The sequence below is a fragment of the Paenirhodobacter sp. YD-8 genome (assembly GCF_056590935.1).
Genome location: NZ_CM152649.1, coordinates 1,655,676 through 1,679,682, shown reverse-complemented (window position 1 = coordinate 1,679,682; position 24,007 = coordinate 1,655,676). Strand labels below are relative to the sequence as shown.

At 67.4% G+C, this 24,007-nt stretch carries 24 protein-coding genes; 11 read left to right on the top strand and 13 right to left on the bottom strand.

The features are described from left to right. Nucleotides 1-189: 189 nt before the first annotated feature. The 3 genes from AC0QTQ_RS08215 to AC0QTQ_RS08205 all read right to left on the bottom strand — a co-directional run bounded on the left by AC0QTQ_RS08215 (nt 190) and on the right by AC0QTQ_RS08205 (nt 4,534). Nucleotides 190-753, bottom strand: a complete 564-nt coding sequence (locus AC0QTQ_RS08215) for a P-loop NTPase family protein (RefSeq protein ID WP_480259038.1) — start codon at nt 751-753, stop codon at nt 190-192. Between the two features lie 4 nt (nt 754-757). Then, a complete protein-coding gene (gene prfB / locus AC0QTQ_RS08210) occupies nt 758-1,882 on the bottom strand; it encodes a peptide chain release factor 2 (protein WP_480259037.1) in 1,125 nt (374 codons plus the stop codon). Between the two features lie 96 nt (nt 1,883-1,978). Next, nucleotides 1,979-4,534, bottom strand: a complete 2,556-nt coding sequence (locus AC0QTQ_RS08205) for a penicillin-binding protein 1A (protein ID WP_480259036.1) — start codon at nt 4,532-4,534, stop codon at nt 1,979-1,981. Nucleotides 4,535-4,749: 215 nt separating this feature from the next. On the opposite strand from AC0QTQ_RS08205, the gene AC0QTQ_RS08200 reads away from it, so the two are divergent. Both AC0QTQ_RS08200 and AC0QTQ_RS08195 read left to right on the top strand, forming a co-directional pair. Further along, nucleotides 4,750-6,345, top strand: coding sequence for a peptide chain release factor 3 (locus AC0QTQ_RS08200; protein ID WP_480259035.1), 1,596 nt, complete (start codon nt 4,750-4,752; stop codon nt 6,343-6,345). Beyond that, nucleotides 6,342-6,806 carry a DUF6869 domain-containing protein gene (locus AC0QTQ_RS08195; protein ID WP_121531233.1) on the top strand — a complete coding sequence of 155 codons (465 nt, stop codon included), beginning with the start codon at nt 6,342-6,344 and terminating at the stop codon, nt 6,804-6,806. The genes AC0QTQ_RS08200 and AC0QTQ_RS08195 overlap by 4 nt, the downstream gene beginning before the upstream one ends. Before the next feature lie 2 nt (nt 6,807-6,808). Here the strand turns inward: AC0QTQ_RS08195 and AC0QTQ_RS08190 are convergent, their stop codons facing one another. Both AC0QTQ_RS08190 and AC0QTQ_RS08185 read right to left on the bottom strand, forming a co-directional pair. Continuing rightward, on the bottom strand, nt 6,809-7,234 hold the full coding sequence (locus tag AC0QTQ_RS08190) for an OsmC family peroxiredoxin (RefSeq protein ID WP_480259034.1): 426 nt from the start codon (nt 7,232-7,234) through the stop codon (nt 6,809-6,811). A 209-nt stretch (nt 7,235-7,443) separates the two neighbouring features. Next, nucleotides 7,444-8,640 carry a deoxyguanosinetriphosphate triphosphohydrolase gene (locus tag AC0QTQ_RS08185; protein ID WP_480259033.1) on the bottom strand — a complete coding sequence of 399 codons (1,197 nt, stop codon included), beginning with the start codon at nt 8,638-8,640 and terminating at the stop codon, nt 7,444-7,446. Nucleotides 8,641-8,724: 84 nt separating this feature from the next. On the opposite strand from AC0QTQ_RS08185, the gene AC0QTQ_RS08180 reads away from it, so the two are divergent. From AC0QTQ_RS08180 to AC0QTQ_RS08160, 5 genes are all read left to right on the top strand, one after another. Then, complete coding sequence (locus AC0QTQ_RS08180) at nt 8,725-9,054, top strand: HesB/IscA family protein (protein WP_480259032.1); 330 nt, start codon at nt 8,725-8,727, stop codon at nt 9,052-9,054. A gap of 113 nt (nt 9,055-9,167) precedes the next feature. Then, nucleotides 9,168-9,353 (top strand): hypothetical protein, encoded by a 186-nt coding sequence (locus AC0QTQ_RS08175; protein WP_480259031.1) that lies wholly within the window; start codon nt 9,168-9,170, stop codon nt 9,351-9,353. Nucleotides 9,354-9,414: 61 nt separating this feature from the next. Next, the gene (gene xth / locus AC0QTQ_RS08170) at nt 9,415-10,194 is read left to right on the top strand and encodes an exodeoxyribonuclease III (RefSeq protein ID WP_480259030.1); all 780 of its coding nucleotides are present in this window, start codon (nt 9,415-9,417) and stop codon (nt 10,192-10,194) included. Nucleotides 10,195-10,261: 67 nt separating this feature from the next. Continuing rightward, entirely contained in the window at nt 10,262-10,831 is a 570-nt protein-coding gene (locus tag AC0QTQ_RS08165) for a peroxidase-related enzyme (protein ID WP_480259029.1), read from the top strand. 251 nt (nt 10,832-11,082) lie between these two features. Beyond that, nucleotides 11,083-12,765: a putative transporter gene (locus tag AC0QTQ_RS08160; RefSeq protein WP_480259028.1), complete on the top strand. Its 1,683-nt coding sequence runs from the start codon at nt 11,083-11,085 to the stop codon at nt 12,763-12,765. A gap of 193 nt (nt 12,766-12,958) precedes the next feature. Here the strand turns inward: AC0QTQ_RS08160 and AC0QTQ_RS08155 are convergent, their stop codons facing one another. The 4 genes from AC0QTQ_RS08155 to AC0QTQ_RS08140 are packed head-to-tail and all read right to left on the bottom strand — an operon-like array spanning nt 12,959 to nt 15,345. After that, nucleotides 12,959-13,795, bottom strand: coding sequence for an ATP-binding protein (locus tag AC0QTQ_RS08155; RefSeq protein ID WP_480259027.1), 837 nt, complete (start codon nt 13,793-13,795; stop codon nt 12,959-12,961). Then, nucleotides 13,792-14,637 (bottom strand): twin-arginine translocase subunit TatC, encoded by an 846-nt coding sequence (tatC, locus tag AC0QTQ_RS08150; RefSeq protein WP_480259026.1) that lies wholly within the window; start codon nt 14,635-14,637, stop codon nt 13,792-13,794. The genes AC0QTQ_RS08155 and tatC overlap by 4 nt, the downstream gene beginning before the upstream one ends. Further along, complete coding sequence (gene tatB / locus AC0QTQ_RS08145) at nt 14,634-15,101, bottom strand: Sec-independent protein translocase protein TatB (protein ID WP_480259025.1); 468 nt, start codon at nt 15,099-15,101, stop codon at nt 14,634-14,636. Before tatB ends, tatC begins: the two co-directional genes overlap by 4 nt. 25 nt (nt 15,102-15,126) lie before the next feature. Beyond that, entirely contained in the window at nt 15,127-15,345 is a 219-nt protein-coding gene (locus AC0QTQ_RS08140) for a twin-arginine translocase TatA/TatE family subunit (RefSeq protein WP_480259024.1), read from the bottom strand. 159 nt (nt 15,346-15,504) lie between these two features. Here AC0QTQ_RS08140 and AC0QTQ_RS08135 point away from each other — a divergent pair, with 159 nt between their 5' ends. The 3 genes from AC0QTQ_RS08135 to AC0QTQ_RS08125 all read left to right on the top strand — a co-directional run bounded on the left by AC0QTQ_RS08135 (nt 15,505) and on the right by AC0QTQ_RS08125 (nt 17,336). After that, nucleotides 15,505-16,140: a MarC family protein gene (locus AC0QTQ_RS08135; protein WP_480259023.1), complete on the top strand. Its 636-nt coding sequence runs from the start codon at nt 15,505-15,507 to the stop codon at nt 16,138-16,140. Nucleotides 16,141-16,191: 51 nt separating this feature from the next. Beyond that, nucleotides 16,192-16,767 (top strand): retropepsin-like aspartic protease family protein, encoded by a 576-nt coding sequence (locus AC0QTQ_RS08130; RefSeq protein WP_480259022.1) that lies wholly within the window; start codon nt 16,192-16,194, stop codon nt 16,765-16,767. An 89-nt stretch (nt 16,768-16,856) separates the two neighbouring features. After that, on the top strand, nt 16,857-17,336 hold the full coding sequence (locus AC0QTQ_RS08125; protein ID WP_121531256.1) for a hypothetical protein: 480 nt from the start codon (nt 16,857-16,859) through the stop codon (nt 17,334-17,336). Here the strand turns inward: AC0QTQ_RS08125 and AC0QTQ_RS08120 are convergent. Beyond that, nucleotides 17,333-18,301, bottom strand: a complete 969-nt coding sequence (locus AC0QTQ_RS08120; protein ID WP_121531258.1) for a magnesium transporter CorA family protein — start codon at nt 18,299-18,301, stop codon at nt 17,333-17,335. The two genes, AC0QTQ_RS08125 and AC0QTQ_RS08120, sit on opposite strands and share 4 nt — an antisense overlap. Before the next feature lie 584 nt (nt 18,302-18,885). On the opposite strand from AC0QTQ_RS08120, the gene AC0QTQ_RS08115 reads away from it, so the two are divergent. Next, complete coding sequence (locus AC0QTQ_RS08115) at nt 18,886-19,257, top strand: ArsR/SmtB family transcription factor (RefSeq protein ID WP_121531260.1); 372 nt, start codon at nt 18,886-18,888, stop codon at nt 19,255-19,257. A gap of 72 nt (nt 19,258-19,329) precedes the next feature. Here AC0QTQ_RS08115 and AC0QTQ_RS08110 read toward each other — a convergent pair whose 3' ends face one another. The 3 genes from AC0QTQ_RS08110 to AC0QTQ_RS08100 form a co-directional block, all read right to left on the bottom strand. Next, complete coding sequence (locus AC0QTQ_RS08110; protein ID WP_480259021.1) at nt 19,330-19,545, bottom strand: hypothetical protein; 216 nt, start codon at nt 19,543-19,545, stop codon at nt 19,330-19,332. Between the two features lie 168 nt (nt 19,546-19,713). After that, on the bottom strand, nt 19,714-22,953 hold the full coding sequence (locus tag AC0QTQ_RS08105) for an efflux RND transporter permease subunit (protein WP_480259020.1): 3,240 nt from the start codon (nt 22,951-22,953) through the stop codon (nt 19,714-19,716). Further along, the gene (locus AC0QTQ_RS08100; RefSeq protein ID WP_480259019.1) at nt 22,950-23,924 is read right to left on the bottom strand and encodes an efflux RND transporter periplasmic adaptor subunit; all 975 of its coding nucleotides are present in this window, start codon (nt 23,922-23,924) and stop codon (nt 22,950-22,952) included. Before AC0QTQ_RS08100 ends, AC0QTQ_RS08105 begins: the two co-directional genes overlap by 4 nt. Nucleotides 23,925-24,007 lie beyond the last annotated feature (83 nt).

Genomic DNA, 24,007 nt, shown 5'->3' with positions numbered 1-24,007 from the left:
CACCGGCACGCAGGCGCTGCGCAGCCTGACCCGCGCGGCACGGGCCGAGGTGCTGGCGCTGTTTCCCGAACTGCGCGCGGGCCTGCCCGTCGCCCCGGCCGCACGGCCCTTCACCGACGGGCGCACCGGCCGCAAGCTGAGCGCGCGTCACGCGAAGAACGGCCAGCCGGTGGTGATGGCGGGCAGACCTCAGACGAGGTTCAGCTCCTGCAGCCGCCACCAGACGGCGGCCAGAAGCTCGGGCACCGGTTTCGCCCCCGACAGTTCCAGCACCGGTTCGGACCGGCCGGCCAGCCAGTCGCGGTGCCGGGTCAGCGAGCGCCCCGAGAAATAGGGCTCGTCATAGGAGGCGGCCCATTTCAGGAATCCGGCATGGTTGTGGTGCATGTCGCCGCCGGGCTTCACCCGGGCGCCGAATTTCTCGGCCTCGCGGCGGCGGATGCGGGCCAGACGCAGGGGCGTCGGCGTGACGAGGAAAATGATCAGGTCGGCGCCATCGATCACCAACTCGCCCCAGCCATCGGCGGCGCCCGAAAGCACCCAGCCCCCCTCCGGCCCCTCGCCCAGCTGCGCCGCGGCGATCAGTGCCACGCGCTCCTCGACCGGGCGCTTGACGGTATAGGGCGGGTCGGTCGGCGCCCAGAAGAAGGCATCGGTGTCGAGATGCGGCACGCCGAGGCGGTCGGCCAGGACCCGCCCGAGGGACGAGGTCCCAGACCCTGCGGCGCCGGTGATATAGACCCGCGCCGCCATCGCCTCAGTCCGCCTGTGCGTCGGCGCGGGACTTGCCCTCGACCCCGAGGGCCAGTGTCGCGGCCATGAACCCGTCGAGGTCTCCGTCGAGAACCCCTTGCGTGTCCGAGGTCTCGTAGCCGGTGCGCAGGTCCTTCACCATCTGGTAGGGCTGCAGCACATAGGAGCGGATCTGGTTGCCCCAGCCGGCATCGCCCTTCGCCTCGTGCTGGGCGTTGATCGCGGCGTTGCGCTTGTCGAGCTCCATCTGATAGAGCCGCGCCTTCAGCGCGTTCATCGCCGCCTCGCGGTTCTGGTGCTGCGACTTCATCGACGAGGTGGTGACGATACCGGTCGGAAGGTGGGTGATGCGCACCGCCGAGTCGGTGGTGTTCACGTGCTGCCCGCCGGCGCCGGTCGAGCGATAGGTGTCGATGCGGATGTCGTTCGGGTTCACCACGATGTCGATGTTGTCATCGACCACCGGATAGACCCAGACCGAGCTGAACGAGGTATGCCGGCGCGCCGCCGAGTCATAGGGCGAGATCCGCACCAGACGGTGCACACCCGATTCCGACTTCAGCCAGCCATAGGCGTTCTTGCCCGTGATCTTGTAGGCGACCGAGCGGATCCCCGCCTCGTCGCCCGCGGTTTCCGAGATCAGCTCGACGGTATAGCCCTTCTTCTCGGCCCAGCGGGTGTACATGCGCGCCAGCATCGAGGCCCAGTCACAGCTTTCCGTGCCGCCCGCGCCCGCGTTGATCTCGAGGAAGGTGTCGTTGCCGTCCGCCTCGCCATCCAGAAGCGCCTCGAGCTCCTTGGCATCGGCGAAGGCCTTCAGCTCGCGCAGCGAGGTCTCGGCCTCGGTGACGATGTCTGGATCGTCTTCCATCTCGCCCAGCTCGATCAGCTCGACGTTGTCGGTCACCTCGCGCTCGATGCGCTTGTAGGTCTCCATCTGGTCCATCAGCACCTGACGCTCGCGCATCAGCTTCTGAGCGCGCGCCGGGTCGGACCACAGGTCGCCATCCTCGATCATCGCGTTGAATTCCTCGAGCCGGTGCGGCGCGGTCTCGAGGTCCATCCGCTGGCCCAGAAGTTTCAGCGATTTGCGGATCGCGTCCACGATGTTCTGCGTCTCGGCGCGCATCGGTCCTGTCCTTCCTGTCTTGTCGTCGCGGTGATACAGGCAAGCCGGCGCCCGGGCAAGCACCCGGGCGCCGAAATGCCTGCTTGTGCAGGGGTCTCAGTAAAGGCCGCCCGAGCTCACGGTGCCGAAATCGGCCTTCTTCGGGATCACCCTCGTCTGGCCGGTCGAGGTGGTGACCGAGCGGTCGCCCTCGTCGGTCTCGCCCTGCGCGAAGAGCGGCAGGTTCTGCCCCATTGCAAAGCCGCCGTCGACGATCGCGCCGATGCCGCTCATGCCCTGGCCCTCGCGCAGGTATTCGGCCTGCACGAAATCGCCCGTGGCATCGTCGGCCAGCCGCTCGCCGGTGAAGCGGTTGAACTTCGCCCAATAGCCCCCCGGCGGCACCTTGAAGGCGCTGCCGCCATAGACCTTGACCGCGGACTGCATGAACTCGTTGAACACCGGCACGCAGAGTGTGCCGCCATAGGCGCCGGGGCCGAGCGTGCGCGGCTGGTCATAGCCCATGTAGCACGAGGCCACGATGTTCGAGGTGAACCCGGTGAACCACACGTCCTTGGCGTCGTTCGTGGTGCCGGTCTTGCCCGCCACCGGCACCGGCAGGTTCACCCCGTGCCCCGAGCCGCGCTGCACCACGCCCTGCATCATCGAGATCATCTGATAGGCGGTCACCGGGTCGATCACCCGCTCGCGGCTCGACACGATCCGCGGGCCAAGCCCCATCGCGATGTTGCGCGCCGCGCAATCCTCGCAGCTGCGCTGGTCGTGGCGATAGATCGTCCGGCCCCAGCGGTCCTGCACGCGGTCGACCAGCGTCGGCTCGACCCGCTCGCCGCCATTGGCGAACATCGCATAGGCCGAGATCAGCTGATACATCGTCGTTTCCTGCGACCCGAGGGAGTTCGCGAGGAAATGGCTCATCGGATTGTAGACGCCGAACTTCTCGGCATATTGCGCCACCGTGTCCATGCCGATCGTCTGCGCGATGCGGACCGTCATCAGGTTGCGCGACTGCTCGAGCCCGGTGCGCATCGGCGTCGGGCCGTAGAACTTGTTCGACGAGTTCTTCGGCCGCCACAGGCCCTGCGGCGTGTTCACCTCGATCGGCGCGTCGACCACGATGGTCTCGGGCGAGAAACCCCAGTCAAGCGCCGCGGCATAGACGAAGGGCTTGAAGTTCGAGCCGGGCTGACGCTGTGCCTGCGTCGCGCGGTTGAACACCGAGGCCTGATAGGAGAAGCCGCCCTGCATCGCGATGACGCGGCCGGTGTTCACGTCCATCGCCATGAAGGCGCCCTCGACGCGCGGCACCTGGCGCAGCGACCAGCGCTTGAAGCTGCCGGCGTCGTCGTTGAGCGCGCGCACCAGGACGACATCGCCGGTCTCGACCAGGTCGGCCGCCCGTTTCGCCCGGGCGGAAAGCTTGCCGTCCTTGCGCAGCTTGCGTGCCCAGGTCGCGTCCTCGTTCGGGATCCAGTGGCCGTCGGCGTCTTCTTCGATCCCCTCGATGCCGATCCGCGCGCCCTTGTCGGAGGTGTCGAGCACCACCGCCGGGCGCCAGCCCTCGACGTCGCGCGGCGCCTTGTCGGTCGGCACGGCGGTCAGCGCCGCGCGCCAGCTGCGCTCGTCGCCGAGCTGGTCCGCCGCGATCGTCACGCCGGTGCCGCGCCAGATGCCCTGGTTGCGGTCGTAGGTCTCGAGCGCGTGCTGCAGCGCCTTGGCCGCCTGGCGCTGCATGTCGGGGTCGATGGTGGCGCGGATCGTCAGGCCGCCACCGAAGAATTCCTCCTGACCGAAGGTCTTCGACAGCTGCCGGCGAATCTCGTCGGTGAAATAGTCACGCGGCGGCAGCGCATCGCGGAACGGCGGGTAATCGCCGTTCTGCACCGTCTTCAGCGGCTTCGCCTGCTCGGCCTCCATCGTCGCCTGATCGATGTGACCATCCTCATAGAGGCGGCGCAGCACGTAGTTGCGGCGCAGCCGCGCATCCTCGTAGTTGCGCACCGGATGCAGCTCGGCCGGCTTCTTCGGCAGCGCGGCCAGATAGGACGCCTCGCCGACGGTCAGCGCGCTCAGCGGCTTGTTGAAATAGGTCTGCGCCGCGGCCGCGACGCCATAGGAGTTCTGCCCGAGGTAGATCTCGTTCAGGTAGAGCTCGAGGATGCGGTCCTTCGACAGCGCCTGTTCCACGCGCGAGGCGAGAATCAGCTCCTTGATCTTGCGCTCGATCGAGCGCGAGCCGTCGAGCAGGAAGTTCTTCATCACCTGCTGGGTGATCGTCGAGGCGCCGCGCACGTCCTTGCCGCCCGAGCGCACCGCCGTCACCATCGCCGCCAGCATGCCGCGGGTGTCATAGCCCTTGTGGGTGTAGAAGTTCTTGTCCTCGGCCGAGATGAAGGCTTCCTTCACGATCGCCGGCATGTCGTTGATCGGCACGAAGATGCGCCGTTCCTCGGCGAATTCGTCGATCAGCTGCCCCTCGCCCGAATAGATCCGCGAGATCGTCTTCGGCGTGTATTGCGCCAGCTGCTCATAGCTCGGCAGGTTGCGCGAATACATCCAGAAGATCGCCCCGATCGTCAGCGCCGCGAAGACCAGCGCGGTGACGATCCACGAGAAGATCCCCCCGAAGAAGGACAGAATGAAACGGATCAACGGTCACCCCCATGGGGCAGTCCGCCCCCGATTGGCTGCCCCTATAGCGTGGGGGCGCGCGAGGGTCAAAACAACTTGATGTCACGCGATCGGGAACGTGGCGCCGCTCCGCCGCCCCGCGGCGGGCCGCGAAACGCCCGTTTTTGCCCGGTGCTCCGGCCCCGCCCACGCTTGCCCCGCTTGCTCCGTGAGCGCGCCCGCGCTATGAGCGCGCCATGACAAACCGCGCCCCTCTCCCCGCCGAAATCGCCCGCCGCCGGACCTTCGCGATCATCGCGCACCCGGACGCCGGCAAGACCACGCTGACCGAAAAGTTCCTGCTGTTCGGGGGCGCCATCCAGATGGCCGGTCAGGTGCGCGCAAAGGGCGAGGCGCGGCGCACGCGCTCGGACTTCATGAAGCTCGAACAGGACCGCGGCATCTCGGTCTCCGCCTCGGCGATGAGCTTCGACTTCAAGCAGTTCCGCTTCAACCTCGTCGACACCCCCGGCCACTCGGACTTCTCCGAGGACACCTATCGCACGCTCACCGCGGTCGACACCGCGGTGATGGTGATCGATGGCGCGAAGGGCGTGGAAAGCCAGACCCGCAAGCTCTTCGAGGTCTGCCGTCTGCGCGACCTGCCGATCGTGACCTTCTGCAACAAGATGGACCGCGAGGCGCGCGACACCTTCGAGATCATCGACGAGATCCAGGAGAACTTGGCGATCGACGTGGCGCCGGCAAGCTGGCCGATCGGTCAGGGCCGCGATTTCCTCGGCTGCTATGACCTGCTGCACGACCGGCTGGAACTGATGGACCGCGCCGACCGCAACCGCGTCGCCGAAAGCGTCAAGATCAACGGGCTCGACGATCCGAAACTGGCCGAGCACCTGCCCGCCGACCTGCTCGCGAAGCTGCGCGAGGAGATCGAGATGGCGCGCGAGCTGCTTCCGGCCTTCGATCGCGCCCGTTTCCTCGAAGGCTCGATGACGCCGATCTGGTTCGGCTCGGCGATCAACTCCTTCGGCGTGAAGGAACTGATGGACGGCATCGGCGAATACGGCCCCGAGCCGGAACCGCAGAAGGCCGCCGAACGGATGGTGATGCCCGAGGAAAAGCCGGTCACCGGCTTCGTCTTCAAGGTGCAGGCGAACATGGACCCGAAGCACCGCGACCGCGTCGCCTTCGTCCGCCTCGCCTCGGGCCATTTCGAGCGCGGCATGAAGCTGCTGCACGTGCGCACGAAGAAACCGATGGCGGTCAGCAGCCCGGTGCTGTTCCTCGCCGCCGACCGCGAGCTTGCCGAGGAGGCCTGGGCGGGCGACATCATCGGCATCCCGAACCACGGCCAGCTGCGCATCGGCGATGCGCTGACCGAGGGCGAGGTGCTGCATTTCACCGGCATCCCCTCCTTCGCGCCGGAACTGCTGCAATCGGTGCGCTCGACCGACCCGATGAAGGCCAAGCACCTCGAGAAGGCGCTGATGCAATTCGCCGAAGAAGGCGCCGCCAAGGTGTTCAAGCCCTCGATCGGCTCGGGCTTCATCGTCGGCGTCGTCGGCGCGCTGCAGTTCGACGTGCTGGCGAGCCGGATCGAGATCGAATACGGCATCCCGGTGCGCTTCGAGCCCTCGCAATTCACCTCGGCCCGCTGGGTGCAGGGCCCGAAGGACGCGGTCGAGAAACTGGTCAACGCCAACAAGCAGCACATCTCGATCGACCATGACGGCGACGTGGTGTTCCTGACCCGGCTGCAATGGGACATCGACCGGGTGCTGCGCGACTATCCCGAGGTGAAGCTCTCGGCGACGAAGGAGATGATGGCGTGACGCCCCTGCCGCCCGATCTGACCACCCGCCTCGCCGAGGCCGCGAACGCCCCCGAGGGGCTGCACAGCGTCGAGGCGCTGGCCGATCTGTGGCTCGCCGATCACCGCGAGGACCGCGGCGATCCCGACGAGATGGCCTGGTCGGATCTGTGCGTGTTCGAGCTCGACGCCCATCCCGAGGAACTGTTCGCCTTCTGCCTGCGGGCGATCCGCAAGGCGGAAAACCCCTGGCAGGTCGGGCTGATCGCCGCCGGCCCGCTCGAGGAGCTGATCGCCAGCCACGGCGCCGCGATCATCGACCGGCTCGAGGAGGCCGCGCGCCGCTCGGCCCGGATCCGCTTCGCGCTGACCGGGATCTGGCAGGGCGAGACCGCGCCCGAGGTCTGGGCGCGGATCGAGGCGGCCCGCATCGGCGCGATGGAGACGGGCTTCGACGCGGGCGGCCCGCTGCCGCCCGCCTGAGCTCATTCGACGATCTCGAGCTCCATCCCCACCTCGCAGGCAAGCACCTTCGAGACCGGGCAGCCCGCCTTCGCGGCCTCGGCCGCGGCACGGATCACCTCCGGCGTGCCCGTGCCCGAGACCCGCACCGTCAGCATCGAGGCGGTGATCGCGAACCCCGCCTCCTGCTTTTCCATCTTCACCGTGGCGACGGTGTCGATCACCACATCGCCCACCCCGGCGGCAGCGAGCCCGCCCGACAGCGCCATCGAGAAGCAGGCGGCATGGGCCGCGGCGATCAGCTCCTCGGGGTTGGTGCCCGGCCGCCCCTCGAACCGCGCGGCAAAGCCATAGGGCTGCGCCGCAAGCGCCCCCGATTGCGTCGAGATGCTGCCGCTGCCTTCGCGGATCGAACCTTCCCAATGTGCGGAACCGGTCTTCAGGATCATCTGTCCTCTCCCATGATGCGCCGAAACGGCGCCACAGAAGATCAACATACGCCACGCCGCAAAGTTCCGCGCCGGCTTTCTTCACGCCGCAACGCGCCCGATTGCAGCCCCCTTCGGGCTTTCTTCCTGGCGAAAAGACCTCGGGGGTGAATTCGGCACAGCCGAAGAGGGGGCAGCGCCCCCTCCCTGCCCGCCCGCCGGATCCCCGCTCAGAGGTCGGGGTCGATCAGCCGGTGATATTCCTGAATCGCGAACCGGTCGGTCATGCCCGCGACGTAATCCAGCACGACTCGCGCAAGCTCAGTGCGCCCGTCGTTGCCCTTCGCCTTCGCCGCCGCCACATCGCCCTGCCAGTCCTCGGGCAAGAGCTCGGGCCGGTCGAGGAAGAGCGGGAACAGCCCGTTCACCATCGCCGTCACGCGCTGCCGCTCCGCCACCACGCGGGGCGCGCGATACATGCGCTGGAAGAGGAACATCTTCACCACCTTCAGGCTCTGGTAGAGCGGCTTCGAGAAGCGGATGATCGGCCCGTCCATCGCGCGGATGTCGTCGACCGAGCGCGGTTGCAGACCGGCCAGCCGGTTCTGCGCCACCGCGATCACGTCCTCGACCATCACGCCGAAGACGCGCCGCAGCGCCTCGTGCCGGCGCCGCGTCGCCTCGAGCCCGGGATAGAGCCGGTCGACCTCTGCAAAGCACTCGCCCACCATCGGCAGCTCGCACAGGTCGTCCTCGGTGAAGAGCCCGGCCCGCAGCCCGTCATGCAGGTCGTGGTGATTATAGGCGCAATCGTCCGCCACCGCCGCCACCTGCGCCTCGGCCGAGGCGTTGGTCTCGAGCTCGAGGTTCCATTGCCGGTCGATCTCGGCCAGCGCATAGGGCAGGCTCGCGCGGTCGGGCACCTGATGCGAGCCGCCCTTGTCCGAGATCACCGGCCCGTTGTGCTTGGCGATGCCCTCGAGCGTCTCCCAGGTCAGGTTGAGCCCGTCAAAGGTGGCATAGTGCCGCTCGAGCTTGGTCACGATCCGCAGCGCCTGCGCGTTGTGATCGAAGCCGCCGTACTCCTTCATCAGCACCGCCAGCGCATCCTCGCCGGTGTGGCCGAAGGGCGGATGGCCGAGGTCATGGGCGAGCGCCACCGCCTCGGCCAGATCGGTGTTCAGCCCGAGCGCCCCGGCGATCGTGCGCGCGACCTGCGCCACCTCGATCGTGTGCGTCATCCGCGTGCGGTAATAATCGCCCTCGTGCTCGACGAAGACCTGGGTCTTGTGCTTGAGCCGGCGGAAGGCCGAGGAATGGATGATCCGGTCGCGGTCGCGCTGGAAGGGCGAGCGGAAGGTCGAGATGCTCTCCGGAAACAGCCGCCCGCGGCTGGCCTCGGGATGGCAGGCATAGGGTTGCAGCACGGTTCTCGCCTCGTCTTGCCGGTTCGTCCTTCCCACCCTATATCCGGAAAGTTACGGAAATACAGGCCCCCGGAGGGTTCAGCCATGCTCGTGCCGCCGAAAGTCACCCCGCGCGCCTTCGCGCGCCTCGCCGAGATCAACGGCGCGACCGACGCGCCGCGCGCGCTGCGCATCGCCGTCGAGGGCGGCGGCTGCTCGGGTTTCCAGTATGACATGACGCTGGAAGAGGCCTCGGCGCCGGACGACATCGTGCTCGAGGGCGCGGGCCAGCGCGTGCTGATCGACCCGGTCAGCCTGCCGTTCCTCGAGAACGCCACGATCGACTTCACCGACGAGCTGATCGGCGCGCGCTTCGTGGTGGTGAACCCGAACGCCACCAGCTCCTGCGGCTGCGGCATCAGCTTTTCGATGTGAGGAGCCCGTTCGAACGCCGTGTCGGCACGAAAGGGGGCGGTCATGTCCTGCTCCGGCTCGCCGACGCAGAGGTCGCAACAGTTTTGGCGAGCCTACACGTCGACAAGGCATTCATGGCGCTGATCACGCAGTATCGGCGGGGGCTCGGCGCCCCGTCCAGCTTTCCGGAAGCAGCCGAGATCGCCTTGCGTCAGCGCATCTTTCCGTTGATCGACACCGAGCTCCGCAAGATCGACCCGAGATATCAGATCTTCGGGCAGGACATCCTCGACCGCCTCTTCGACGAGGCCGAGCACTGAGCCTCCTCTCCCTTTCCCTCGTCGCCCCCTTCCCCTACAACTTCCCCAAAGGGAGGCGCCCATGAAGATCGCGACGTTCAACATCAACGGCATCAAGGCGCGCGCCGAGGCGCTCGTCACCTGGCTGCGCGAGGCCGAGCCCGACCTCGTCGCGCTGCAGGAGATCAAGTCGACCGACGAGGCCTTCCCGCACGAGATCTTCGAGGGGCTGGGCTATTTCATCGAGACGCACGGGCAGAAAAGCTTCAACGGCGTCGCGCTGCTCTCGAAGCTGCCGCTCGAGGATGTCGAGCGCGGGTTGCCGGGCGATGACGGCGACGAGCAGGCGCGCTGGATCGAGGCGACGGTGGTCGGCAAGCGCGCGCTGCGGTTCTGCGGGCTCTACCTGCCGAACGGCAACCCGGCGCCGGGGCCGAAATACGACTACAAGCTGGCCTGGATGGAGCGGATGCGCGCCCGCGCGGCCGAGCTTCTGGCGAGCGAGGAGCCGGTGATCCTTGCGGGCGATTACAACGTCATCCCGCAAGATGAGGACGCGGCCAAGCCCGAGGCCTGGCGCGAGGATGCGCTCGCCCTGCCCGACAGCCGCGCGGCCTTCCGCCGGATCGTGAACCTCGGCTATACCGACGCCTTCCGCGCCGAGGTCGAGGGGCCCGGGCATTACACCTTCTGGGATTACCAGGCGGGTGCATGGCAGCGGAACAACGGCATCCGCATCGACCACATGCTGCTCAGCCCGCAGGCCGCCGACCTGCTGCGCGGCGTCACCATCGACAAGGAGATCCGCGGCCGCGACAAGCCCTCGGACCACGTGCCGCTGGTGATCGAGCTTGACGCCTGAGAGCTGACGCAACGTCATTTCCCGTTGCACCCCTCCCCGCGGCACAGTGCCCGCAGGGAGGACCACAATGACAGAGAGACCAATCAGCCGGTTTCCGGTGCCGTCACTGGCATCGCTGCCGCAAGACATCCGCGCGCGGATCGAGGCCGTGGCCGAGAAGGCGGGCTTCGTGCCGAACATCTTTCTGGCGCTCGCGCACCGGCCCGACGAATTCCGCGCCTTCTTCGCCTATCACGACGCGCTGATGGAGCGCGACAGCGGACTGAGCGTGGGCGAGCGCGAGATGATCGTGGTGGCGACGAGTGCCGCGAACGAGTGCCAGTATTGCGTCGTCGCCCATGGCGCGATCGTGCGGATCCGCACGAAGAACCGCATCCTCGCCGATCAGCTCGCCACGAACTGGCGCAAGGCCGACATCACGCCCCGGCAGCGCGCCATGCTGGCCTTCGCGCTGAAGGTCAGCGCGCGGGCGCAGGAGGTGGACGAGGCCGATTATGCCGCGCTCCACGCCCATGGCTTCAACGATGAGGACATCTGGGACATCGGCGCGATCACCGCCTTCTTCGGGCTGTCGAACCGGCTGGTGAACATGGCCTCGATCCGCGCGAACGAGGAATTCTTCGCGATGGGGCGCTGAAGTCCGGCGTTTTCGGGGGTGGGCAGCGCAAGGGGGCGCTGCCCCCTCTTTTGCCATGCGGCAAAATTCACCCCCGAGGTCTTTCGGCCAGGAAGAAAGCCCCGGGAAGCGTGGCGCCTGCGCCGCAAAATCCGGCATGAGCGCAAGGGTTTGGGGATCGCATGTGCTGGCGCATTGACCGGCGCGGGCGGCGGGTGCAGCGTGAGGGCAAGACCCTTTCGCACTCGCAGCATCGATGACGGAGACCCGCGATGGAGATGATCCTCGGCTTCCTGCAAGGCCTGTCGGGTGTCGCGCTTGGCACCGCGGCGCTGTCGCTTGCCGGCGCGCTCGGCCTGCTTCTGGGCGGGCTGAGCTGGCGCGGCGTCGGGCTGGGCATCGGCGGGGTGCTGTTCGCGGGGATCTTCGTCGGCCATCTCGCCTCGGTCGCGGGACTGAAATTCGACGGCGCGATGATCGAGTTCATCCGCGAATTCGGGCTGATCCTCTTCGTCTTCACCATCGGAATCCAGGTCGGGCCCGGCTTCTTCGCCACGCTGCAGAAATCGGGGTTGCAGCTGAACCTGATCGCCGCGGCGATCGTCGCTCAGGGCGTTCTGGTGACGCTCGGTCTGCATGCGCTGACCGCGGTGCCGGTGCCGGCGCTGGTCGGGCTGATGTCTGGGGCGGTGACCAATACCCCCGGGCTCGGCGCCGCGACGCAGGTGCTGAAAGACATCGGCGCCGATGCCGCCACGCTGTCGCAGCCGGGGCTCGGCTATGCCGTCGCCTACCCTTTCGGCATCCTCGGCATCCTCACCTCGATGCTTCTGGTGCGGGCAGTGCTGAAGATCCGCATCGAGGCCGAGGAAGCCGCCTTCGACGCCACCCGCGCGCGCGGCGCGGCCGAGCTGCCCTCGCTCAACCTGCGGGTGCGCAACCCCAACCTCGACGGGCTGCGGCTTGGCGAGGTGCCCGATCTCTATGATGCGGGTGTGGTGGTGTCGCGCCTGCGCAAGGGCGACGAGCTGCTTCATCCGACGCGCGACACGGTGCTGAACCTCGGCGACGTGCTGCACCTCGTCGGTCCCGCGCCGAAGCTGCATGCGATGGAGCTGATCCTCGGTGAGCGCGCCGAGAGCGCGCTGACCACGACGAAGGGCACACATCTTGCCTGGGAGCGGATCGCGGTGACCGAGAAGAAGGCGCTTGGCCGGCACATCCGCGACTTCGGGCTCGAGGCGCACAATGTCACCATCTCGCGGGTGATGCGCGCGGGCACCGAGGTGCCGGCGGACGGCGCCCTGACGCTGCAATTCGGCGACATCCTGACCGTCGTCGGCGGCAAGGAGGAGATCGCCGCCGCCCGCCCGCTCTTCGGCAATCAGGCAAAGAGCCTCGAGAGCGTGCAGTTCTCGGCGGTGTTCATCGGCATCGTGCTGGGTGTGCTGGTGGGCTCGGTGCCGATCCTGGTGCCGGGGCTTCCGGCGCCGCTGAAACTCGGTCTTGCGGGCGGGCCGCTCGTGGTGGCGATCGTGCTGTCGCGCATCGGCTTTCTCGGCCCCTTCGTGTTCTTCATGCCGCCGGTCGCGAACCACGCGCTGCGCGAACTCGGCATCGTGCTCTTCCTCGCCGCGGTGGGGCTGAAGGCGGGCGGCAGCTTCCTCGCCACGCTCATTCATGGCGACGGGCTGATCTGGATGCTCTACGGCGCGATCATCACGCTGCTGCCACTGCTGATCGTGGGCTTTGCCGCGCGGCTCTTGTGGAAGGTGAACTACCTCAGCCTCGCGGGCGTCCTGGCCGGCTCGATGACCGACCCGCCCGCGCTCGCCTTCGCGAATGCGATGGCGCCGAATTCCGCGGCGCAGTCGATCGGCTATGCCGCGGTCTATCCGCTGGTGATGTGCCTGCGCATCCTCGCACCACAGGTGCTGGTGTTGCTGCTGATGTGAGGCAGGGGGCGCATTCGACGCCCTGCGTCTCACCCCTCTTTTGCCTGACGGCAAAATTCACCCCCCGGGATATTTGACGCGATTGGAAGACGAACCGTTCCCTGCTTCCAATTGCCTCAAATATCCCGGGGGGAGTCCGAAGGACGGGGGGCAGCGCCCCCCCCCTGCCCGGCCAGGGCCGCGGTGCCGTCGGTCAGAGCGCGAGACCGCGCCGGCCGGCCAGATCGGTGAAGAACTGCCAGGCCACGCGCCCCGAGCGCGAGCCGCGGGTGCGATACCATTCCGTCGCCTCGGCACGCAGCGCCTCGGGCGCGATCTCGACACCATAGGCCGCGCAATAGCCCTCGATCATCGCGAAGAACTCGTCCTGATCGCAGGAATGGAAGCCCAGCCACAGCCCGAAACGGTCGGACAGCGAGACCTTCTCCTCGACCGCTTCCGAGGGGTTGATCGCGCTCGAGCGTTCGTTCTCGATCATGTCGCGCGGCATCAGGTGGCGCCGGTTCGAGGTGGCATAGAGGATCACATTCGCCGGTCGCCCCTCGATGCCGCCATCGAGAACCGCCTTCAGCGACTTGTAATGCTGGTCGTCGTGGCTGAAGCTCAGATCGTCGCAGAACAGCACGAAGCGCTGCCCCGAGGCGCGCAGATGCGCCATCAGCCGGTTGACCGAGGGCAGGTCCTCGCGTGCGAGCTCGACGAGCTTGAGGGGCAGACCCTGACGCAGCGCCTCGGCATGGACCGCCTTGACGAGCGAGCTTTTGCCCATGCCGCGCGCGCCCCACAGCAGGGCGTTGTTCGCCGCCGCACCGCGGGCGAATTGCAGCGTGTTCGCCAGAAGCGTGTCACGCGCCCGGTCGATGCCGCGCAGAAGCGACAGCTCGACCCGGTTCACCGCGGCCACCGGCGCCAGCCGGTCGGGCGCGGTCTGCCACACGAAGGCGTCGGCCGCGCCGAAATCGGGAGCCGGCGCCGGCGCCGGCGCGAGGCGCTCGAGCGCCTCGGCGATACGCAACAGCGGATCGGTCATTCGCCGTCTTCCTCGTCTTCTTCCCAGGTGCCATCGGCGCGCATCTGCGCCTCGCGCTTGCGCTCGATCCGGGCGACGAGCTGAATCGAGATCTCGTAGAGGCCATAGACCACCGAGAACAGGATCACCTGGCTGACCACGTCGGGGGGCGTGACGATGGCGGCGACGATCAGGATCACCACCACCGCGTATTTGCGCACGCTCGACAGCCCCGCGGCCGAGATGATCCCCGCCTTGCCCATCAGCGTCAGCAGCACCGGCAGCTGGAAGCAGATGCCGAAGGCGATCACGAATTTCATCGTGAGCGACAGATATTCCTCGACCGAGCCCTGGAAGCCGATCGCCGCCATCTGGTTCGTCGCCCCCCCATCGGGGGCCATCGGCCCCTGCTGGAAGCCGAGGAAGAACGAGAAGGCCATCGGCAGGATCACGTAATAGGCGAAGGCCGCGCCCGCGATGAACATCACCGGCGAGGCGACGAGGAAGGGCAGGAAGGCCCGCTTCTCGGACTTGTAGAGCCCGGGCGCCACGAAGCGCCACAGCTGATAGCCGATCACCGGGAAGCTGAGCGCGAAACCACCGAGGAAGGAGATGTTGATCGCGACGAAGAACCCTTCCTGCAGCTTGATCAGGTAGAGCCCGCATTGCTGGCCGCGGACGGTCAGCGCGTGGCAGATCGGCTGGGTCAGGAAGTTGAAGACCGGCTGCCAGAAGGCATAGCAGATCACCATCGCGACCAGAAAGGCGGCGAGCGCATAGAGGATGCGGGTGCGCAGCTCGGCCAGATGTTCGATCAGGGGCGCGGCGGAGTCGTCGATCTCGTCCTGAGGCGCGGTGCTCATGCCTTCCCCTTCTCTTCGTCACCGGCCGGCGCAGCCGGGGCCGCGGCGGCGGTGTCGGCCGTTGTCGCGGCCGGCGCGGGCGCGTCGCCCGGCTCGTATTCCGCCTCGGCCGCGTCAAGCTCGGCCGCAAGCTCGGGATCGGGCTGCAGCGCGGCGGGGGCCGCGGCTTTCGCCGTGCCCGGCAGCTTCGGATCCCATTTCTCGAATTTCTCGGTGGCGCGCTCGAGCGCCTCGAGACCGAGCGATTTCTTCGAGGCGATGCCCTTCAGGTCCGACGCGACGTCGTTGATGCCGGTCTCCTTCGCGGCATCCTCCATCGCGCGACTGAACTCGCGCGCCATCTGGCGCGCCTTGGCGGTCAGCCGCCCGAGCGTGTGGAACATCACGGGCAGGTCCTTCGGACCCACCACGATCAGCGCCACCACGCCGATCAGCAGCAGTTCACTCCAACCGATGTCGAACATGGCGCGTCCGCCCCGGCCGGCCGGCTCAGGCCTTGTCCTTGTCCGAAGGCGCCGGCGTCACGTCGCGCGCCTCGTCGACCTTGGCGTCCTCGATTTCCTTGGTGCCGTCGTTCACGCCCTTCTTGAAGGCGGTGATGCCCTTGCCGACTTCGCCCATCAGCGAAGACACCTTGCCCTTGCCGAAGAGCACGAGCACGACGACGGCGATCAGAAGAAGGCCGGGAAGGCCGATATTGTTGAGCATTTCAGTCTCCAGCCGGTGCGGGAGGGCCGCACCTGTTTCTTGTCTTTGGCAACATTTACGGGCTGCGCGGGGGCAATCAAAGACCGATTTCGCGAGATCACGCAAGTTTTTGTGTCCGCGCCCATGGAACGCCCGAAATCCGCGCGCTACTCTCGCGCCATGAGCCCCGCCGAAACCGTCACCGCCTTCGTCACCCTTTTCGTCGTGGTCGATCCGATCGGCCTCGCGCCGCTCTTCATCGCCCTGACCCGCGGGATGTCGGCACGGGCGCGGCTGAAGGTCGGGCTGCGGGCGCTGATCATCGCGGCGATCCTGCTGACGCTCTTCGGCCTGTTCGGCGACAAGCTGCTGGCGGGGGTCGGCATCTCGATGCCCGCCTTCCGGATCGCGGGCGGCGTGCTCCTGTTCCTGACCGCGCTCGACATGCTGTTCGAGCGGCGCACCGAGCGGCGCGAGGGGCAATCGGCCGAACCGCATGCCGATGATCCCTCGGTCTTCCCGCTGGCGACACCGCTGATCGCCGGGCCCGGCGCGATGGCGACGATGATTCTGCTTGCCGGCGCGCCCGGCTCTGACACGGTGCATCTGATCTTCGTGCATCTGGTGATGCTGGCGGTGCTGGCCTGCGTCTTCGCGATGTTCCTGATCGCCACACCGCTCGAGCGGCTTCTGGGCCGCACCGGCACGATGGTGGTGACGCGGCTTCTGGGCATGCTGCTGGCCGCGCTGGCGGTGCAGTTCATCCTCGACGGGCTGCGCGGCTCGGGGCTGCTCGGCCCCTTCTTCGGCCGCTGAGGGGATGACAGGGGCGTCCCCGCCCCCTACATCCGCCAGACAGGAGGCCCCATGAGCGACATCTCTCCGAACCTCGTCTATCTCGCGCTGCTGCTGGCCGTGCTTGCAGGCTATTTCCTCACCGCCTTCCGCCGCCATCCGGCGCGCAGCCTGCAACAGCTCATGGTCTGGGCGCTGATCGTGCTGGGCCTCGTCGCGGTCTTCGGCATGTGGGACGACATCCGCAAGAGCTTCGTGCCGCAGCAATCGGTGATGACCGACGGGCGGATCGAGGCGCCGCTCGGTCCCGACGGGCATTATTACCTCACCGCGGAGGTGAACGGCGTGCCTGTGCGCTTCGTCGTCGACACCGGGGCGAGCGACATCGTGCTGACCCGGCGCGATGCGGAGCGCGCCGGCATCGACACCGCGGGGCTTGCCTTCATCGGCAGCGCCAATACCGCGAACGGCACCGTCGCCACGGCGCCGGTGCGGATCGAGACGATGGATCTCGGCCCGATCCACGACCGCAATCTGCGCGCCGTGGTGAACCGCGCAGACATGGACAGCTCGCTGATGGGGATGAGCTATCTGACCCGCTTCGCGAAGGTGGAATTCGACCGCGACCGGCTGGTGCTGACGCGCTGAGGCGGAAACCCGCCGGGGGCGCGGGCCGGGGCTTGCCCGCGCCCGCGCCGCGCCTATCGTCTGGCCGAGCTTCGCAAAGGACGCCACAGATGACCCGCAAGACCCGCCTTCTTCCCCTCCTCGTCGCCGGCCTCGTGCTGGCCGGCTGCGTCACCGAGACCGAGGCCGGCGGCAGCACCGCGGGCAGCGTGCGGGTCTCGGACAAGGCACCGATCGTGATCTTCAACGACGACGGCGGCAATGTGGCGGGCTATATCGCGCGGCGCAACCAGCTCGAGCGGTCGGGTCGCCGGGTCGAGATCCGCGGCTATTGCGCCTCGGCCTGCACGATGCTGACGACGCTGCCCAATGCCTGCCTCGGGCCGAAATCGGTGATGGCCTTCCACGCGCCGCATTTCATCGGCACCAACATCCCGGCGACGATGATGATCGGGCTGATGGGCAATTACTACCGCAACGGCGTGCTGAAGAAATGGAACAGCACCTGGAGCAAGTCGCTGAAGATGACCAAGATCTCGGCGCGCGAATATGTCCGGCTCGATCCGCAGACGAAGCTCTGCGCGCGTTAGAGCCAGTCCTTCCACTTGAAGAAGGCCCAGGTGCCAAGCGCCGAGGCGATCATCAGCCCGATCGCGAAGGGATAGCCCCAGGGCTTGTCGAGCTCGGGCATGACGGCAAAGTTCATCCCGTACATCGAGGCGATCAGCGTCGGCGGCATGAAGAGCGCGGCGACCACCGAGACGATCCGCACCGTGGTGTTCTGCGCCAGGTTGATCATGCCGAGCGTCGCGTCGACCGAGAGCGACACGCGCGAGGACAGGAAATCGCCATGCACCGCGAGCGAGCCGATGTCCCGGATCTGGCCCTTGATGATCGTGTGCAGGTCCTTGCCCTGCGGATGGGTGGCCAGCGTCTGGTCATAGAACGACAGCGCGCGTTCGAGCGTCAGCAGCGCCAGCCGGATCCGGCCCAGCAATTCGCCCTGCCGCCCGACCTCGCCAAGCGCATGCTGCAGCTCGTCGGGGCTCGCGTCGCCCAGCACATGCACCGAGACCGAGTCGAGCCCGCGCCCGATGCCCTCGAGCAGGTCGGCCTGGCGCGCCACGATCTCCTCGATCAGGCCAAGGAAGATCCGCTCGGGCGAGGTGCAGCCGGCGGTCGAGCGGTCGGCGCGCTCGGGATAGGTCTCGAACGAGCGCGGCGCGTGGTGGCGCACCGTCACCAGCCGCTCGGGCGTCAGGATGAAGGTGACCGGGCCCGAGATGTGGCGCCCGTCGGGCGTCTGGCCGGGCACGACGACGGTCATGAAATCCGACCCGTCCTCGCGGTAGAGCCGGTTCGAGATCTCGATCTCCTCCATGTCGGCGAGGGTCGGCACCTCGATGCCCAGCCCAGAGACCGCCGCGATCTGGCTGTCGAGCGGGCGATAGAGGTCGATCCAGAGCGCATGCGCGATCTGCGAGCCGGGCGCCATCGGCGTCTCCTGGCCCATCCGCGCAAGCCCGCGTGTTCCGGCAGTGAAGGCGTGCAGCATGGCGGACCTCTTCGCGTGCTTCGCCCCTTGCGTATCGGCCCGGGCGCAGGAAAATCAACCCCCTGCGCAGGGGCAAGCCGCGAAGCCGCGCGAAAGTCGCACCCCTGCCCGGTTTTTGCCGCATTCCGCCGGTAGCCGGAAAACGTCCCGCATCGCGGCCGGCGCAGAACGCCCGGCAAGGCCCGCACCCGGAGGAGCGCATGACCTACCTGAGCTTCGACACCATCGCCCTTCTGGTCATCGCCGTGGCCGCCGTGAACGAGCTGCTGCGCCGCCTGCGCCCTGCCCCGCGCGCGCCGAAATCGGCCTGAGCCACGGCACAGCAACGCCGGCGCCGTCATCCTCATCTGTGGCGCCCTCTGCGGGCGCCGTTTGTTTTCCTGCCCGTTCCGATCCCGTTCCGGCGACAATCCGCCCAAGCGACAGGCAGATCTGCTCCTGCGCAGCCCGGCTGTGCGCCTGCGCCCCGCGACAAAATGCGCCGCCCACTCGATTCTCCTGTGCAGCCGTGCTAATTCCGTTGCCCAGACTGCTGCTTCACCTGGCCGGAGCGGCAGGGACAGCGAAGGAGAACGCAGCGCATCATGGCGGCTGACGGGCAAGAGATCATCCAGACCGAAGCGACGGCGGCCGACCCGGCCGAGCGCTGTGCACGGCTCGACGCGGACGAGCTGATGAGCCGCGCGCAGGAGGCGTCGAACCTGCTCAAGGCGCTCGCGCACGAGGGCCGGCTGATGATCATGTGCCATCTCTCCTCGGGCGAGAAGACGGTGACCGAACTCGAGAACCTGCTCGAGTCGCGGCAGGCCGCGGTCAGCCAGCAGCTGGCGCGGCTGCGCCTCGAGGGGCTGGTGACCTGCCGGCGCGAGGGCAAGGCGATCTATTATTCGCTGAGCGACCCGAAGGCGGTGCGCATCGTCGAAACCGTCTACGAGATGTTCTGCAAGGGCATCTGAGCCCGCCCCCCGACAGGAAAAAGCCGCCCCGGTTTCCCGGAGCGGCCCGCCCGTGCCACATGGCCCGAGGGCTCAGTCGGAGCAACTGACCTCGTAGGCCGTGCTGCCGGGCGTGTTGTTCACCTTGTAGCAATGCTGCACACCACTGTCGTCGACGCATTCCTTCCACGATGTGCCGTCGCCCTGATCCATCCAGTCGGTGCAACTCGGCTCGGCGAACACCCGCACTGGCACGAAACCGGCAGCGACGGCCAGAACCACGACCGACGCCTTCAAGACGCTGTGCATCTCATCCTCCATGCGTCACCTCTGTGACAGGTCCAGACTAGCGCCGCGCCGCGCGGGCGGCGATCACATCTGCCGTGCCCGAATGTCGCACCCGCCCGGAAACGCGAACACCCGGCGTTGCCGCCGGGTGCCCCTCTTGTCCGTCCCGTTTCGGTCTCTCGGGCCCGATCAGGTCTTGAAGATCCGGTAGATCGCCGGGATCACCAGCACGGTCAGCAGCGTCGAGCTGAGCAGACCGAAGAGCAGCGAGATCGCCAGCCCCTGGAAGATCGGGTCGGCAAGGATCACCACCGCGCCGATCATCGCCGCGACCGCGGTCAGCAGGATCGGCTTGAAGCGGATCGCCCCCGCCTCGACCAGCACGTCGATGTCCGACTTGCCCTCGTGGTTGCCGTGGCGGATGAAGTCCACCAGCAGGATCGAGTTGCGCACGATGATGCCCGCAAGGGCAATGAAGCCGATCATCGAGGTCGCCGAGAACGGCGCGTGGAAGATCAGGTGCCCCAGCATGATGCCGAGGAAGGTCAGCGGGATCGGCGTCAGGATGACCAGCGGCAGCCGGAACGAGCCGAACTGCGCCACGACGAGGATGTAGATCCCCAGAAGCGCCACGCCGAAGGCCGCGCCCATGTCGCGGAAGGTGACCCAGGTCACTTCCCACTCGCCGTCCCACAGCAGCGTCACGTGGCTCTCGTCGTCGGGCTGGCCGTGCAGCGACACCACGGGCTTCTCGCCCGGCGCCCAGTCGATCTTGTCGAGCGCCGCATCGACCGCGATCATGCCATAAAGCGGCGCCTCGAAGGTGCCGGCAAGATCCGCCGTCACCATCTCCGCCTCGCGGCCGTTGTGGCGGAAGATCGGGAAGGAGGATTTCTCCTCGCCTACCGTCACCACGTCGCCCAGCTCGACCACACCGCGCGCGCCGGGCAGCACGTTCGCCGGGATCGGGGTCGACAGCGTCGCCTCGTTCATCACCTTGTCGCCCTTCGCCCGCGCCATCACGATCGGCAGCGGCGAGCGCTCGTCGCCGCGGTGCGAATAGCCGACCGTGGTCGAGCCGTTCAGCAACCCGAGCGTGTCGAAGACGTCGCTTTCCTCGACCGAGTAGAACTCGAGATCGTCCGAGTTCACCGTGGCGCGCAGCCGCCGGGTCTGGGTGCCGAAGCTGTCGTCGACGTCGACGATGAAGGGCACACTTTCGAAGGCCATGCGGATCTTCGCGGCCGCGGCGCGCCGGGTCTCGGGATCGGGGCCATAGACCTCGGCCAGCAGCGTCGCCATCACCGGCGGACCGGGCGGCGGTTCGACCGTCTTCAGGCTGGTGCCCGCGGGCAGGTCGAGCTTGGCGATCCGCTCGCGCACATCCAGCGCGATGTCATGCGAGCTGCGGTCGCGGTCGGCCTTGTTCGTCAGGTTGATCTGCACGTCGCCCTGATAGGGGTATTCGCGCAGATAGTAGTGCCGCACCAGCCCGTTGAAGTTGAAGGGCGCCGCGGCGCCGGCGTGGGTCTGCACCGAGATCACCTCGGGCATCTGCGTCACCACCTCGGCGACCTTCTGCGCCACCGCATCCGTCGCCTCGACCGAGGAGCCCTCGGGCAGGTCGATCACCACGCTCAGCTCCGACTTGTTGTCGAAGGGCAGCAGTTTCACCGTGACGTGCTTGGTGTACAGAAGCCCGAGCGAGCCGAAGCTGAGCACGATCGCCGCGATCAGGAAGGTCCAGGCGGTGCGCTTGGTGCGCAGCACCGGCCGCGCCACCCGTTCGTAAAGCGCGCCCAGCTTGCCACCGGCATGATGGCCAGGCCCTTCGGCATGCGACGACATGTCGGCGCGCCCCGCGATCTTCACCATCAGCCAGGGCGTCACGATCACCGCGATGAAGAAGGAGAAGATCATCGCCGCCGAGGCGACCGAGGGAATGGGCGACATGTAGGGGCCCATCAGCCCGCTGACGAAGAGCATCGGCAGCAGCGCCGCGACCACGGTCAGCGTCGCGACGATGGTCGGGTTGCCGACCTCGGCCACCGCCTCGATCGCCTTGGCGATGCGGGTGCCCGGGGTCTTCATCGCCCAATGCCGCGCGATGTTCTCGATCACCACGATCGCGTCGTCGACGAGAATGCCGATCGAGAAGATCAGCGCGAAGAGGCTGACGCGGTTCAGCGTGAAGCCCATGATGTTCGCGGCAAACAGCGTCAGAAGGATCGTCACCGGGATGACGATCGCGACGACGATCGATTCCCGCCAGCCGATCGCGAAGAGGACCAGCGCGATGATCGACACCGTGGCAAGGCCGAGGTGGAACAGCAGCTCGTTCGCCTTCTCGTTCGCGGTCTCGCCATAGTCGCGGGTGACCTGCACCTCGACATTCGACGGGATCAGCGAGCCCTCGAGCTCGTGCACGCGCTCGAGGATCTTCTCGGCCACGACCACGGCATTCGCCCCGGCGCGCTTCGCGATCGCCACCGTCACCGCCGGGCGGCGGTCGAGCGTGCCATTCTCGCGGGTGACATTGGCCACGATGTGGTCCGAGGTGTCGCCCACGTATTCGACCTTCGCCACGTCGGCCACATAGACCGGGCGCGAGTCGCGGGTGGTCAGCAACAGCCCGGCGATCTCGGCCGGCGCGGTCAGCGTCTTGCCGGCCACGAGATCGATCTGCTCGCCCTTGTCGCGCAGCTTGCCGGTGTTGAAGGCGCGGTTCGCCTGTTCGACCTTGTTCGACAGCTGCTGCAGCGTGACGCCATACATGGCGAGCTTCTCGGGATCGGGTTCGATCCGGATCGCCTCGGTCGCCTCGCCGACGATGTAGGTCAGACCGACATTGTCGATCTTCGTCACCTCGGTCTGCAGCTCGCGCGCGATGCGCGTCAGGTCGTTCGCGCCGATCTGTTCGCCGGGCTTGCCCGAGAGGGTGAGTGCCACGATCGCCACGTCATCGATGCCGCGGCCGACGATGATCGGCTCGGCGATGCCGGTGGGAATCCGGTCCATGTTCGCCTTGACCTTCTCGTGCACGCGCAGGATCGCCGCGTCCGAGGAGGTGCCGACGACGAAGCGCGCCATCACCAGCGCAGAATCGTCCGAGGTCTGCGAATAGACGTGCTCGACCTCGTTGATGCCCTTGATGATGGTCTCCATCGGCTCGGTCACGAGCTTCATCGCATCCTCGGCCTTCAGGCCGGGGGCCTGCAGGTGGATGTCGACCATCGGCACGGAAATCTGCGGCTCTTCCTCGCGCGGCAGCGAGATCAGCGCGACCAGCCCCACCGCAAGCGCGGCAAGGATGATGAGCGGCGTCAACGCCGACTGGATGAAGGCCCGCGTCAGCCGGCCGGCGATGCCGAGGCGATGCTCGGGAATGCCGAGCGGATGCGCCTCTTCGGGGATCTGGTCCTGGCTCATTCCGTCACCACCTCTTCGCCGCCGGCAAGGCCGGTGACGATCTCGACCATCTCGGTGCCGTTCTCGTCGCGGTGATCGCCCGGAACGACGGCGCGTTCGACCGTGCCCTCGCCCGCGCGCACCCGCACGAAATCAAGGCCCGAGCGGGTCGAGATCGCGGTTGCCGGCACCAAGATCGCCTCGCGCCGGGCGAGCGGCAGACGCACCAGCACCCGCGCCTGCACGAATTCCGAATCAAGATCGGGCACCTCGACATCGGCGTCGACCCGGCCGCCCTGGATCAGCGGATAGACCTTGACGAGCTTGCCGTCGATGGCGCCTTTCGCGCCCTCGATATGGATCGCGTCGCCTTCCTTCAGCGTCGCGGTGAAGCGCTCTGGCACCGAGATGCGCAGGAAGAAACCGCCGCCGCCGACGGTAGCGACGGTCTCGCCCGCCATCACCACGGCGCCCTTGGCGACCGGCACCGACAGCACCCGGCCCGAGATCGGCGCCAGCACCTCGCCCTCGGTCGCCTGCTGCTCGGTCACCTTGCGGCTTGCCTGCTGCGCCTCGATCTGGCTCATGTAGACGTCGACCTGGGTGCGCAACGCATCGAGCGCCTGGGTCGTGGTGATGCCGCGCGCGCTCAGCTCCTGACCGCGCTTCAGCTCGGTCTGGGCATTCGCCAGCTGCGCCTGCAGCGCCGCAATCTGCGCGTCGATCGCGCTCAGCTGGAAGGCGATCTTCTCGTCCACCACCTTGCCGATCGGCTGGCCCGCTTGCACGAGGTCCCCCTCGGTCACGCTCAGCTCGGTCAGCGTGCCGCCAAGGCGCGCGCGCGCCGCGATCGAATCCTTCGCTTCGATCTGGCCATAGACCGCCTTCCAGTCGACGACCTCGGTCGGGGTCACGGTAAAGCTCTGCTCGGCACGCAGCCCCTGCGGCACGGCCAGCGCGAGAAGCGCCAGCGGCAAGACGTAAGTTTTCATGTCGGCATCCCTTCCCTACGGCGCCCAGATCCCGGCTCGCGTCCGGGCATTTACATTCTGGTTCTTGAATGTGTGATCCCATA